The following is a 13,536-nucleotide window of genomic DNA, read 5'->3' on the forward strand; positions in this document are numbered from 1 at the left end:
ATATTAAAAAAACCGAATATCAACACTGATATTCGGTTTTTTATTTTTGTAGATGCTCTTGAAGATTAGGTAAAGGCTGATAATAAATCTGATTACGTCCCAATTGCTTTGCTCTATAGAGTGCTTTATCTGCCGTATCAATGAGCAGCTCTTGGCTAATCGCTCGATTACCGTTGAATACGGTGATACCTAAACTGATCGTCACATGATTAGATACCAAGGACTTTGCATGTGGAATCATCAACCGATCAATTGCACGATAAATATTTGTAGCTACAGCATATGCACCTTGTGCAGGTGTTTCAGGTAAAAGTACCACAAACTCCTCCCCACCATAACGTGCAATAAAATCCATATGTCGAATGGAACCTTTGATTGTCTTGGCAATCTCAGAGATCGCATGATCGCCCATTTGATGTCCATAAAAATCGTTATAGTTTTTAAAATAATCAATATCAATAAATAACACAGCCAGTGGTTTTTGTTCTTGGCATGCTAAGTCATAATAATATATACACATCTCTTCAAAAGTACGGCGATTGGAAACATTGGTTAGATCGTCATGTTGGCTTAAATGTAAAAGTTCTGAAGCCTGCAAGCGTAATATTTTCTCATCAATCTCAGAAATTTTTGATTTTATAAAAATCCGACGCTCTTTCGAAGTCAACATCACGCTAATCGAAAACCCCAACAAAATACTGCCAATAAAGGTTCGACCAATCATCAATAAATCATAAGAAACATCAAATAAATAGAGGAAAAATAGAATAACGATTGCCGCACAAGTTCCTATGATCAGCATATGTAATGGTTTAATACCGCTAAGAATAAAACCAAGCATATACAGAAAAGCAATCAACACCATTGCCTGATTTTGAAGTACGACATTGGATACACTCATCATCAAAATAGATGTAAAAACAATTGTACAAAAAACCAGTGTGCAGACTGCTGGATAAAATAGGCGGCTAAACTTTCTGAATCGAGCGAATGCCCAAAATAGAAATAAAGCCAAACCAACGACAATCAAACTGAGTATGCTATATACAAAGTCTGAGAGAAAATCTTCAGTGCCTTGGATGACGATATAGTTAGACGGTAAAATCAGCAGAACAAAAATCGTATAAGTAATTACGCCCTGACCAAAAAATTGGATAGCGTTGATACGTGTACGTTCAAGGTTAAACTTCCAAAAATCATTTTCTAATTTTGGAGGTAAAGCATGATGTGTCCGTCTTGATTTAAAATGTTGAGCAACAAGCTGTTCAAGTGCTTCTTTGGACCTCCTTAACTGCTCAAGATCATATTGATTTTCCATCCTTTTTACTCTTTTTATAATTTGGCGTTCAGATGCCGGATAAAAATAACACAAATTCTCATTTTGTCATGAACTTTACTTAACCACTTATCCGTAATTGTAGTTACCATTTTCACACTTTATGCATTATTATTTGTATTATTTTTAAGTTTGAAGTGCACCTTGAATACACTTACTCTTTTACAACCCGATGATTGGCACGCACACCTGCGTGATGGTTTAGCTTTAAAACGTACAGTTCCTGATTTAGCAAAACAATTTGCCCGCGCAATATGTATGCCAAATTTAGTTCCACCTGTTAAAACTGTGGATGAAGCTTTGGCATATCGTGAGCGTATTCTTGCCCATGTTCCAGAAGGGCTTCATTTTGATCCTCGTATGGTGCTGTATTTTACCGATCACACCTCTCCTGATGAAGTACGTAAAATCAAAGCATCTGATCATGTTAATGCCATCAAACTTTATCCTGCTGGCGCAACAACAAACTCAGATAGCGGCGTAAGTGACATTCGTAAAGTTTATGCGGTGATTGAGCAGCTCGAAGAACACCAAGTTCCATTGTTATTGCATGGTGAGGTTACTCATAACCATGTTGATATCTTTGACCGTGAAAAAAGATTTTTAGACGAAATTCTTTCACCCCTACTCAAGCAGTTTCCAAAACTTAAAATCGTTCTTGAGCATATTACAACCAGTGATGCCGCAAACTTTGTTCTTGAACAAGATCGTAATGTTGCTGCAACGATTACCCCTCAACATTTATTGTTTAACCGTAATGATATGTTGGTTGGTGGCGTAAAACCGCATTTCTATTGCTTACCGATTTTAAAACGTCAAACGCATCAAACCACGCTTTTGGAAGTAGCAACAAGCGGCAATCCAAAATTCTTCTTAGGTACAGATAGTGCACCACATGCACAAAATGCCAAAGAAAATGCATGTGGATGTGCAGGTTGTTATAGTGCACCAAATGCGATTGAACTGTATGCACAAGCATTTGATCAAGTAGGAAAATTAGAGCGTTTAGAAGGCTTCGCCAGTATATTCGGTGCTGACTTTTATGGTTTACCGCGTAATACTTCAACTATCACGCTGGTCAAAGAAGAGCATACCGTTGCTGAGTCTTTTGATTATCTTGACGATCAAAAAATTATTCCACTTCATGCAGGTAAAACACTGCAATGGAGAAAAGTGTGACAGAAGAAAACAAAGTTCCTGTAATTGGTCAGCGTTTTCGTGGTTTTTTACCTGTTGTTGTCGATGTTGAAACAGCAGGTTTTAACTGCCAAACCGATGCCCTGCTTGAAATCGCTTGTATACCCATTGTGTATGATGAGCACGGGCAATTTGTACCCGGCCCATCATTTCAGGCGCATATCAATCCTTTCGAGGGTGCAAATCTAGACCGTCGCTCACTCGATTTCATTGGTATTGATCCATTCAATCCAATGCGTGTTGCCATGGCAGAAGATGAACGTACAGCATTACGTCGTATTTTCAAATCACTTAATGAAGTGCGTAAAGCTCAGTATTGTACGCATGCGGTATTGGTTGGGCATAATGCTCACTTTGATCTTGGTTTTTTACAAGCTGCCATTGCGCGTTCTGGCACTAAAAATCAAAATCCATTTCATAGTTTCTCAGTCTTTGACACGGTGACGCTTAGTGCGGTCATGTTTGGCCAAACAGTGCTAGCAAGAGCATGTATCCAAGCGGGTATTGAGTTTGATGGTAAAGAAGCACACTCTGCTTTGTACGATACTCAAAAGACAGCTGAACTGTTTTGCTATATTTTGAACAAACTGTCTCCTCACCTTCTTGACAGTTTGGTGACAGAACCCTAATATACACCCACCTCAAGAAGTCCCTATCGTCTAGAGGCCTAGGACATCGCCCTTTCACGGCGGTAACCGGGGTTCGAATCCCCGTAGGGACGCCAAATTCAAAAAAGCCACTGCATCATAAGACAGTGGCTTTTTCTATACACTAAAAATTAAAAAGGACTCCGAAGAGTCCTAGATATTATGCTGATTTTCGAGAATTCACACGTCCTTTGACCACTGCTTTGATATTCCCTTTCGCATAATTCAAGAATACCAATAATGGCGATAATTTAGGATTTGGCTTTTTCCCTTGGCCAATTGTTTTAAATTGTGCTGCATACCAAATGATTTCCATAATTGCCATTTTATCGACAAAAGGAATGCCCGTTTTAATTTGGTTTACGGCATAACGCACATCATGACCCGCAATCAAACGATCAGTTAAATCTGTTTCAACTGCAAGTGGACGAGCAATACCAATGAATTCACATGCACCGCTTTCAAGCGCGGCATTCATGCCTTCCACGGTGCGGAAACCACCTGTAACCATCAACTTACAAGATACATGCTGACGTATTTTCTCAGCAAACTCTAAGAAATAAGCTTCACGTGCAATCGTACTTGCTTTTCGTTTTTCAGCTTTTGCACCCGCCATCGCTGGTGCTTCATATGTACCGCCTGAAATTTCAATGAGATCAATGCCAGCCGCATCAATAGTTTTAAACACATTGATTACATCTTCTTCAGTAATCCCCCCGCGCTGGAAATCAGCAGAGTTTAGTTTTACAGAAATAATAAAATCATCAGATGTCGCTGCGCGGACAGCCTTATAAATCTCTAACAAGAAACGCATACGATTCTCGATCGAACCGCCCCACTCATCAGTACGCTTATTGGTCAGTGGTGATAGAAATTGACTAATCAAATAGCCATGAGCACCATGCAACTGTACACCTTCAAAGCCAGCTTTCTCACAAATGGCAGCAGCGGTCGCAAAACGTTGAATAATATCTAAAATTTCGTCATGTCTAAGTTCACGAGGTGTACCGAACATCGTCGCTAACATTGGACTAAAAGGAACAGCTGAAGGCGCGACAGTTTCTTTATTTAATCCCTTAGGACATTGACGGCCTGGATGGGACAATTGAATTAATTGCACCATACCGTATTTTTTTCCTACCGCTGCCCATTGCTGCAATTTAGCCAAATCGCGCTCAGTTTCAATTGCCACAACACCAGGTTCATTCTTTGCAGCAATATTGACCATGACATTGCCAGTAATCGCACAACCTAATCCACCTTTTGCCCATGCCTCATACAAACCAATATGCAAGTCATTCGGTTGTCCATCATGGTTGGCTAAAGCTTCACTCATCGCTCCCTTGATGATGCGATTTTTAAATGTCGTATTACGAATCTTAATATTGTCTGCAATCTGACTCATGGTCATCCTCTGCTATCTCAATTAGAGCCTATGCTCCAATGTTATCTCATTATTTATATGGTCAAATAACCTTCCTATAATTTGACAATACCATATGTCAATTTAATTACAAGACTAGTACTGACTCGCTGCAATCAACTGACGGGTGTAATCAGTTTGAGGTTGTGAAAAAAGCAGCTCAGTGGCTTGATATTCCATAAGTTTTGCGTGCCGTAGTACCATCACTTTTTGGCAAATCGCTTTGATGACTTGTAAGTCATGGCTAATAAAAATATAACTAATCTGTTCCTGTTGCTGTAGTCGTCTCAATAACTTCACAATCGCCCGTTGCGTTGTACGATCCAATGCTGAAGTCGGTTCATCCAAGATCATAAGTTTTGGTTGCAAGACCAAAGCACGGGCCAAAGCAACGCGTTGTCGTTGACCACCTGAAAGTTCATGCGGATATCGATTTTTAAAGTCTATCGGTAACTCCACCTTTTCCAATGTCTTTTCAATCTGCTGCTCTACCACAGTTTGATTCATTGCTTTTAGTGCCAATCCTTCACCAATGATCTGCCCGATGGTCATACGTGGATTTAAGCTGCTAAATGGATCTTGAAACACGATCTGAAAATCTGCTCGCAAAGGACGTAATTTTTTTTCATTGAGTCGATTCAGATCTTCTCCTAAGAAAACAATTTGTCCTTCGCTTTCAATCAAACGCGTAATTGCCAAAGCCAAAGTTGATTTTCCAGAACCACTTTCACCAACGACGCCTAATGACTCACCTTGTTCTAGGGTCAAACTCAATGGCTCAACCGCAGTAAAATAATCTTTTAATCGATTCAACAGTCCTTGTTTAATCGGAAATCTCACCGCTAATTGTTCTAATTGCAGAATAACCTGTCCCTCTGTATATGGAATGGCTTGGCCAAAATCGTGATCCAGCAAATGCTGCGTATAACTCGCTTGAGGACGGGTAAAAATTTCCGTAATCGAGCCCTGCTCTTCCACCTTTCCTTTATTCATCACAATCACATGATCTGCATAACGCTTAACAAGGTTCAAATCATGACTAATTAAAATCATTGCCATATTGCGTTGGTTCTGTAACTGTTTCAGCAAATTCAAAATCTGTGTTTGTAAAGTTACATCGAGTGCGGTGGTCGGCTCATCAGCAATTAAAATATCTGGCTCAAGTGCCAATGCCATTGCAATCATTACGCGCTGCCTTTGTCCACCAGATAACTCATGCGGATAGCGACGTAATTTATGTTCAGGCTCAGGTATGCCTACATCATTTAATAAGGCGATGACCTTTTCTTTGACTTTTGTTTTAGGCCAACCCTGTAACAATAATGTTTCACCAATAATTTTCTCAACACGATGCAAAGGATTTAAGGCGGTCATCGGCTCTTGGAAAATCATGGCAATTTTTTGTCCACGTATTTGACGTAATGCCGTTGAATCCAAAGCCAGTAAATCCTGATCATGCAAATATGCTTGACCCTGAATATTTAAGTGGCTAGGTAACAATCCAAGTAAAGCCAAACTGCTAACTGATTTCCCTGAACCACTCTCACCAACAATTGCGACTGTTTCACCCGCAACTAAATCAAAACTCAATTGATCAACTAAAACTTGGCCCGTCTCTGTTTTAACAGTTAATTGTTTAACATTGAGTACTTGATCTTTTATAGAATCATTGTCTTGGATCGAATGCATCACGTGTTGCCTCCCCAATATAAATCAATAATGACAACACAATTGCGAGTGTAAAAAAGCCCGACAATGCCAACCAAGGTGCATTTAAGTTATTTTTTCCTTGCAGTAATAACTCACCAAGTGAAGCTGCATCTGGTGGCAAACCATAACCTAAAAAATCCAGTGCAGTTAATGCCGTAATATTTGCTGTCAACATAAAGGGTAATTGCGACAAACTTGAACTCATGGCATTCGGTAAAATATGTCGAAAAATGATCGTTCGATCCCTGACCCCGAGTGCCCGAGCGGCACGCACATAGTCAAAGTTTCGCGCGCGTAAAAACTCTGCACGAACCAACCCCACTAAAGCTGTCCAACCGAACAGCAGCATAATCAGAAATAGCCAATATACATTTGGTGTAAACATGCTTACCAAGATCATTACCATAAATAGCATCGGCAATCCGCCCCACACCTCCAGAATCCGCTGTCCTAATAAATCGATCCAACCACCATAATAGCCCTGAACAGCACCCACAATAATGCCTAGAACTGCAGCACAAATTGTTAAGGCAAAACCAAATAACAACGACACTCTCAAACCATACAATACTCGAGCCAGCACATCTCGACCTTGATCATCTGTTCCAAGCCAGTTTTGTGAAGTAGGTTTAGATGGTACAGGAACTGTTAAGTCTAAATTCGGAGTTTGATATGAAAATGGAACAATCGGCGAAATCATCCAGCCTTGTGCAGAGATTAATTCACGTACGGCAGGATCTTGATAATCAGTCGCGGTTTCAAATACCCCACCATAAGTGGTTTCAGGATAGTCTTTAAAAACAGGGAAATAGAAACTATCTTGATATTTCACCAATAATGGTTTGTCATTGGCAATAAATTCTGCTGCCAAAGACAATATAAAAATAATAGTAAAGAGAATAAAACATCTGAAACCAAGTTTATTTTTTTTAAAACGTGTTAAACGGGCTTTCATCACAGGTGACATTATTTTACTCCTCGTGAATCAAAGTTAATTCGAGGGTCAATCACCTGATACAACACATCGCTGATCAAACGCAAAATCAAACCAAGCAAGGTAAATAAAAATAACGTACCAAAAATCACAGGGTAATCACGCTGGACAATGGCCTCAAATCCCAACAGTCCAAGTCCATCCAAGTTAAAGATGATCTCGATGAATAAATTACCCACAAAGAAAATCCCCACCAATGCTTCAGGCAATCCTGCAATCACGATCAGCATGGCATTACGAAAAACATGTCCATATAACACGCGGTTTTCAGTCAATCCTTTAGAACGTGCTGCCAGTACGTATTGCTTATTTAACTCTTCCATAAAGGAATATTTCGTGAGATAGGTTAAACCTGCAAACCCACCCAATACGATACTCAATAGCGGCAAACTCATATGCCAAAAGTAATCTTTAATTTTATCGAGCATACTCAGTTGGGCGAAATTTTCAGATACCAGCCCTTGTAGAGGAAACCATTGGAAATAACTACCGCCTGCAAAAAATACAATAAGTAATACCGCAAAAACAAATGATGGGACGGCATATCCCACCGCCAACAATAATGAAGTAGATTTATCAAACACTAAGCCATGCTGTTTTGCTTTACGTATTCCCAAGGGAATAGAAACCAAATAAATGAGTAAAGTACTCCATAACCCCAATGAAATAGTGACTGGCATTTTTTCATAGAGCAATTGAGTCACGGGTTTATCTTTAAAAAAACTTGTTCCAAAATCAAAAGAAAGATAGCCCTTCAACATCAACCAAAAGCGTTCAGGTGCTGATTTATCAAAACCATACTGTGCCTTGATCTGCTCAACCATTTCTGCGCTTAAACCACGAGCACCTTGATACTGTGACTGAGAACTTTGTTGCGCTGTTTCGCCGCCAGCTAGACCAACCCCTTGAAAGCTTTGTGCCTGTTGGATTGCTTGTTCAACAGGGCCACCTGGTGCGATTTGGATCACTGCAAAATTAATCAACAAAATGAAGAACAAAGTTGGAATAATCAGTAATAGCCGTTTTAATATATATGTTCTCATCAATCTTATCCCTATTGTCCAGACTGATTATTTTCTACGTAAATATTGATCTACTTTCTTCGCTTTGTCAGCATCTACCCACCAGTAATCCACACCAACAGATAATTTTGGTTTTTTCTTAGGTTGTTGATACATATCCCAATAGGCCAACCATGTTTCAGGCTTGCCATAGGTTGGAATATGATAGTAACCAGCACGTAGTAAACGATCCAATACGCGGGTATGTAATACCACTTGTTCACGACTTTCAGCAGCAATAATTTTTTGGATCACTTGATCAATCGCAGGATTTTTAATACCTGCAAAATTATAGTTCCCTTCCTCATCTGCGGCCTTGCTACCCCAAAACTGAGCTTGCTCTTTACCTGGGGTAATGGTTTGCGGTAAACGCATGGTGGTCATATCAAAATCACTACGGCGCATTCTTTCAATATATTGCGGCACATCAACATGCCGAATATTTACCGTGATTCCTAAGCGCTTTAGATTGCGAACAAAAGGCATCAGCGTGCGTTGCAAACCATCTTGATGAATGAGCATTTCAATTTCAATCGGCTTACCATGTCGATCAAGCAAGCGCCCATTTTTTACCAGATAGCCCGCGTCCTGTAGGATTTGGCGAGCAGACAAAAGATTTTGTCGGTTAAAACCGCTGGCATCTGATGCAGGAAATTTCCAATCTGCCAAAAAGCCTTTTTGCATCAATGGGTTTAATTTTGATAAGTAAGGATCAATGACCGACATTTCAGCGGAAGACGGTCGTCCCACTGCGGCTAATTCACTGTTTGCAAAATAACTTTGTAAACGTTGATATTGTCCATAAAACAAAGCCTTATTTTGCCATTCAAAATCGTAGGCATAACTCAAAGCTTTGCGCAAATAAATGTCATCTAAAGGTTTACGTCTCGTATTAAATACAAAACTCTGGAAATCTAAAGGCTTAGTGAGATTTGCACTATATTTTTTGACAAGCCCTGCTTGAATGGCAGGAAATTGATATTCTGTCACCCAACGGCGTGAAGTATTTTCTTCATGTAATGTAAATTGCCCAGATTTAAACCCCTCAAAGGTCACATCTAAATTGCGATAGTACACATATCTGAGACGCTCAAAATTATAACGTCCACGATTGACTGGAAGATCTTTGCCCCAATAATTTGGATTCCGTTTATAAGTAATACTCCGCCCTGCATCAATCCGATCAATCAAATAAGGACCTGAGCCTAAAATTGGCTGCATCGTTACCCGAGTAAAATCTTTATTCTGCCAGTCTTTTTTGGAGTAAATCGGTAAACTTGCCACGATCAGCGGCATTTCTGCATTATCATCAGACCGAAAGGTAAATTTGACTTGATGCCTCGATAAAACCTCTGTCTTTTCCAAATCTGATAAATACATCTTCAAGCCGGGATTGGCTTTTTGCTGATAGGTATCAAAGGTAAATTTAACATCATCAGCGGTTAGCGCATCACCATTGCTAAACCGAGCCTTAGGATTCAAATAAAAAATAACAAATTTAGGCTTATGCGGATCGTAGCTTGCCTTTTCTGCAAGCAATGGATACATGACATTCGGTTCATCTAAAGAACGATCCATGAGCGTATCAAAGAGATAATTGATCCCATCTGTTGAACTGCCTTTGCCATTCATACTGTTCAGGTTATCAAAGGTACCATTGCTAGATTGGCTTAGAATCCCACCTTTAGGTGCATTGGCATTTGCATAAGGCATCACTTTTAACTGAGTGTATTGAGGGGTTGCGTGTACAGCCAAAAAAGGCGTAGTTTGTGGAGCAGCCAAACTGAATTGGCTGCTCAATCCTAAACCAAATAAAAGGATGAGAGTTTGTGCTCTTCCATGAGACAAGTGCATATTTATCCTTATAAATTTGGAACTTTAATAACATCCCCAATACGTAACTGCGTATTTGGAGCCAAGTCATTCATTTCTGCTAATGCAGTGGTTTGCATCCCATAACGACTTGCCAACCCAATTAAAGTATCGCCGCGTTTAACACGATATTCAGTCACTGTTTTTGGAATCAAGATGGTTTGACCACGTTGTAAGCCTGTATTTGCACGCAACTGGTTGAGATCAGCAAGTTCGCGCCCTGTCATTCCCAAACGAGTCGCAATACTGTTTAAAGACTCACCTGCTTTCACAGTATATTGCTCAGTATTCGCATTACGATTGCTTGATGTACTTGCATTATTTCTTGTTGGTTCTGTAGGCGCTGGAGTTTCAGCTCTTGCAACCTCACCTGTTAATTGCAGACGCTGTCCGATCCGAACGCCAGAGGTCGGTTTTAAACCATTCAAATCAGCCAAGTAACTCACCTGTAAATTGTATCGGCTCGCAATCGCATTCAAGCTATCGCCTGACTGAACCACATACTGCTCTGGCACCGTGGATCCAGCAGGAATCTTCAGGCTTTGTCCAAGTCGAACGCCACTGTTGGTTTTTAAATTGTTTAATTCAGCCAACTCATTCAATGTGATCTTTGATCGAGTGGCAATACTCGACAAGGTATCACCACGCTGCACCGTATAATTTTCAGTCTTGTAACTAGTTGAAGCAGTCACATTTTCATGTTTTACCGAGTTCTTGGTATTGCTCGTATCTTCAGTCTGTCCCACTTCTTGTAATGGGACATTAATTCGCTGCCCCACCATCAAACTACTTGATGCAGACAATCCATCCGTCAAATCAGCCAGCTCTTGATTTGACAACGCATAACGATCTGCGATGAGTTTCAAATACTCACCACGTTTAACGGTATATGTTTTGGTCGCGACTTTTTGTGAATTTGCCGCTTTTGTTTCTGTTGCACGCGCTGTTTGCTGTGATGTACGAGAATTATTCTTTGGTTCTTTTAACGTTAATCGTTGACCAACCAATAATCCATCCGTAATAGATAGATTGTTATAGTCCGCCAATTGTTTAATTGTTAGATCAAAACGACTGGCTAAACTGGTCAGACTATCACCAGACTGAACCACATAGCTTTCAGGTTTTGTTTCAGCCGCTTTAGCAGTCTCAGTTTGAGGCTTCGCGTCATATAGATATAAGCTCGTACCAACGAATAAAGTGCCCGTAGGATCAATTTGATTCCACTTCGCAATATCACGCCAATTGACACCATTTTTCTGAGCGATAACAGCTAAAGTATCCCCTGGCTGTACCACATAAGTACTACGCTTACCTTTTGGTGCAACTACAACCACCTCTGTATCTGTGCTGATATAAGGTTTACCTTGGTTACGTTTGGCATCATCACTACTTGCTGTAACTTTATCTTCGACCAGATTTTTAGGGTAAGCAAAGCCTTTACTGACCTCTTGTCCTTTCTCATCCGCCACAGACTGGCTGGTTTGGATCGCTGTTAACTTAATTTTCCCATCAAATGGATCGACGATCTCAGTGCCCTTCGGCGCAATTGCCTTGATTTCAGCTACAACTTGATCTTTTTCAGCTTGCGTGGCTTGTGGCTCTAATACTTGAGCAACTGATTTTTGTTCGCCTTCAGCTTTCATTATTGCAAGAATTTGCTCGCGTTCCTTGCCCGAAATCGGTGGCTCAGTGCTCACTGGTTTTACATTTGCAGCTGGTGTAACTGCCACTGGAATACGTGGGGCACTTGGCACATCTGCTGCTGCCGCAAATGAGGCCAATGCATCAGAACCTTTAGGTGTAGAGATCTTGGTATTCGCCGTCGTGGTAGTTGGACGATTTGGAGTACTACTTGCCGTTATGGTAGGTGTTGTTTTTACGGCAGTGGAGCTAGACGGTGACGTCGCACTTGTCGTAGTACGAACTGTTGTACTGGTATTGGATGAGGTATTCATTGCTGGCGGTGGCGTTTTACTCGCCCAGAAACCGCCAGATGATTTATTTGAACGAAGTCGAGCATCAATAGATGGACTTAAATCTGCGGGGATCAGAATACGCATCGGGCTTGTCGGATCCATCACCTCACCACGATGTGCTGGGTTCAATGCATATAACTCAGCACGACTTAGACCCGTGATTGCAGAAATTTCGTTCAGTGCCATAGGCCCAGCCAATGATACCTCACGAAAGTGTGGACGGTTCGCAATCGGTGGTAAAGCCACACCATACGCACTTGGATTTTTAATAATCTGTGCAACTGCCAAGAAGCGTGGCACATAGTTCATGGTTTCTTGCGGCAATTTCAATGACCAATAGTCAGTCGGTAAACCAGCGGCTCGATTTCGGTTAATCGCTTGTTGTATGCGACCTGGGCCAGCATTATACGCGGCTAGAGCCAACTCCCAAGAACCGAACTGATTGTATAAACTTCCTAGAAACTCATAGGCTGCACGAGTAGATTCAACTACATCACGGCGACCATCATAAAGACTGGTTTGTTGTAAACCATAAATACGTCCTGTACTCGGAATAAATTGCCATAGACCTGCTGCAGCCGCACTACTTGTTGCTGCTGGATCATAAGAGCTTTCAATTACAGGTAATAATGCTAACTCTGTCGGCATACCACGACGTTCAGCTTCTTTCACTGTGTGATATAAGTAACGGCTGGCACGTGCACTCAAACGATCCAAATACGGTTGGCGAGAAATAAACCAACCACGCTGAGCTTCAATACGAGAGTCCCAACGATTCAAATCCATCTTAAAACCCACAGTCATGCGTTTCCATACATCACCATGTTTCAAGACCAATAAACGATCACCCTCTACAGCACGCATATCGGTTGCAGATAACAAATCCTCAAGCGAGTCTAAGCTACTCGCATCCAAATAACCTGAGCCAAGTTGCTTAGAAGATGAAGTTTTTGCAGAATGAGGTGTCGATGAACAACCTGTTGTAATTCCCAGCGCAGCTAAAGCAGAAGTGAGTACAGTAATTTTGAATAATGATGTTGCAGATGTGCGCGACACCAATGTGCTCGATTTAGACATAAAATCTTCCAGTCAACTTACGCTAGTTATTACTTTGATAGCCATTGTAGTAAAGCCTGCTACATAGACAAGGCAATAATTTAACGCGATTTGCATGGAAATGTTACAAGAAATTAAAAAACATGAGTTTTGTAACTCACAACATTTGATTTTAGCTTTACAATGCATGATCTTCGGGGGAATGCTAATATTCTCTTTACCCATTTTGCTGGTTTTATTGCAAAATAGTTCAAGCTTTTCACT

The 13,536-nt window shown here is 40.7% G+C and carries 9 protein-coding genes and 1 tRNA gene; 3 read left to right on the top strand and 7 right to left on the bottom strand.

Going from position 1 to position 13,536, the window contains the following annotated elements; all coding sequences use genetic code 11:
- Positions 1–40 precede the first annotated feature (40 nt).
- Entirely contained in the window at positions 41–1,318 is a 1,278-nt protein-coding gene (locus DK207_RS07410; RefSeq protein ID WP_109440623.1) for a GGDEF domain-containing protein, read from the bottom strand.
- A 162-nt stretch (positions 1,319–1,480) separates the two neighbouring features.
- On the opposite strand from DK207_RS07410, the gene pyrC reads away from it, so the two are divergent.
- The 3 genes from pyrC to DK207_RS07425 all read left to right on the top strand — a co-directional run bounded on the left by pyrC (position 1,481) and on the right by DK207_RS07425 (position 3,257).
- Complete coding sequence (pyrC, locus tag DK207_RS07415) at positions 1,481–2,515, top strand: dihydroorotase (RefSeq protein ID WP_109440624.1); 1,035 nt, start codon at positions 1,481–1,483, stop codon at positions 2,513–2,515.
- Positions 2,500–3,162: a ribonuclease T gene (gene rnt / locus DK207_RS07420; protein ID WP_109440625.1), complete on the top strand. Its 663-nt coding sequence runs from the start codon at positions 2,500–2,502 to the stop codon at positions 3,160–3,162. Before pyrC ends, rnt begins: the two co-directional genes overlap by 16 nt.
- A gap of 19 nt (positions 3,163–3,181) precedes the next feature.
- A tRNA-Glu gene (locus tag DK207_RS07425) sits at positions 3,182–3,257 on the top strand.
- Between the two features lie 83 nt (positions 3,258–3,340).
- Here the strand turns inward: DK207_RS07425 and DK207_RS07430 are convergent.
- The 6 genes from DK207_RS07430 to DK207_RS07455 form a co-directional block, all read right to left on the bottom strand.
- Positions 3,341–4,585, bottom strand: coding sequence for an NADH:flavin oxidoreductase/NADH oxidase family protein (locus DK207_RS07430; protein ID WP_109440652.1), 1,245 nt, complete (start codon positions 4,583–4,585; stop codon positions 3,341–3,343).
- 114 nt (positions 4,586–4,699) lie between these two features.
- Positions 4,700–6,292 (bottom strand): ABC transporter ATP-binding protein, encoded by a 1,593-nt coding sequence (locus tag DK207_RS07435; RefSeq protein WP_109440626.1) that lies wholly within the window; start codon positions 6,290–6,292, stop codon positions 4,700–4,702.
- Positions 6,270–7,280 carry an ABC transporter permease gene (locus tag DK207_RS07440; protein ID WP_109440627.1) on the bottom strand — a complete coding sequence of 337 codons (1,011 nt, stop codon included), beginning with the start codon at positions 7,278–7,280 and terminating at the stop codon, positions 6,270–6,272. Before DK207_RS07440 ends, DK207_RS07435 begins: the two co-directional genes overlap by 23 nt.
- Positions 7,280–8,350, bottom strand: a complete 1,071-nt coding sequence (gene yejB / locus DK207_RS07445) for a microcin C ABC transporter permease YejB (RefSeq protein ID WP_109440628.1) — start codon at positions 8,348–8,350, stop codon at positions 7,280–7,282. Before yejB ends, DK207_RS07440 begins: the two co-directional genes overlap by 1 nt.
- A 27-nt stretch (positions 8,351–8,377) precedes the next feature.
- The gene (locus tag DK207_RS07450; protein WP_109440629.1) at positions 8,378–10,222 is read right to left on the bottom strand and encodes an extracellular solute-binding protein; all 1,845 of its coding nucleotides are present in this window, start codon (positions 10,220–10,222) and stop codon (positions 8,378–8,380) included.
- A gap of 8 nt (positions 10,223–10,230) precedes the next feature.
- Positions 10,231–13,293: a LysM peptidoglycan-binding domain-containing protein gene (locus tag DK207_RS07455; RefSeq protein WP_109440630.1), complete on the bottom strand. Its 3,063-nt coding sequence runs from the start codon at positions 13,291–13,293 to the stop codon at positions 10,231–10,233.
- Positions 13,294–13,536 lie beyond the last annotated feature (243 nt).

Source organism: Acinetobacter haemolyticus (assembly GCF_900406815.1).
GTDB classification, from domain to species: domain Bacteria; phylum Pseudomonadota; class Gammaproteobacteria; order Pseudomonadales; family Moraxellaceae; genus Acinetobacter; species Acinetobacter haemolyticus_A.

Coding starts and splice junctions, on each gene's coding strand:
- DK207_RS07410 (WP_109440623.1), bottom strand. CDS start 1,318: ATGGAAAATCAATATGATCTTGAGCAGTTAAGGAGGTCCAAAGAAGCA.
- rnt (WP_109440625.1), top strand. CDS start 2,500: ATGGAGAAAAGTGTGACAGAAGAAAACAAAGTTCCTGTAATTGGTCAG.
- DK207_RS07430 (WP_109440652.1), bottom strand. CDS start 4,585: ATGAGTCAGATTGCAGACAATATTAAGATTCGTAATACGACATTTAAA.
- DK207_RS07435 (WP_109440626.1), bottom strand. CDS start 6,292: ATGCATTCGATCCAAGACAATGATTCTATAAAAGATCAAGTACTCAAT.
- DK207_RS07440 (WP_109440627.1), bottom strand. CDS start 7,280: ATGTCACCTGTGATGAAAGCCCGTTTAACACGTTTTAAAAAAAATAAA.
- yejB (WP_109440628.1), bottom strand. CDS start 8,350: ATGAGAACATATATATTAAAACGGCTATTACTGATTATTCCAACTTTG.
- DK207_RS07450 (WP_109440629.1), bottom strand. CDS start 10,222: ATGCACTTGTCTCATGGAAGAGCACAAACTCTCATCCTTTTATTTGGT.
- DK207_RS07455 (WP_109440630.1), bottom strand. CDS start 13,293: ATGTCTAAATCGAGCACATTGGTGTCGCGCACATCTGCAACATCATTA.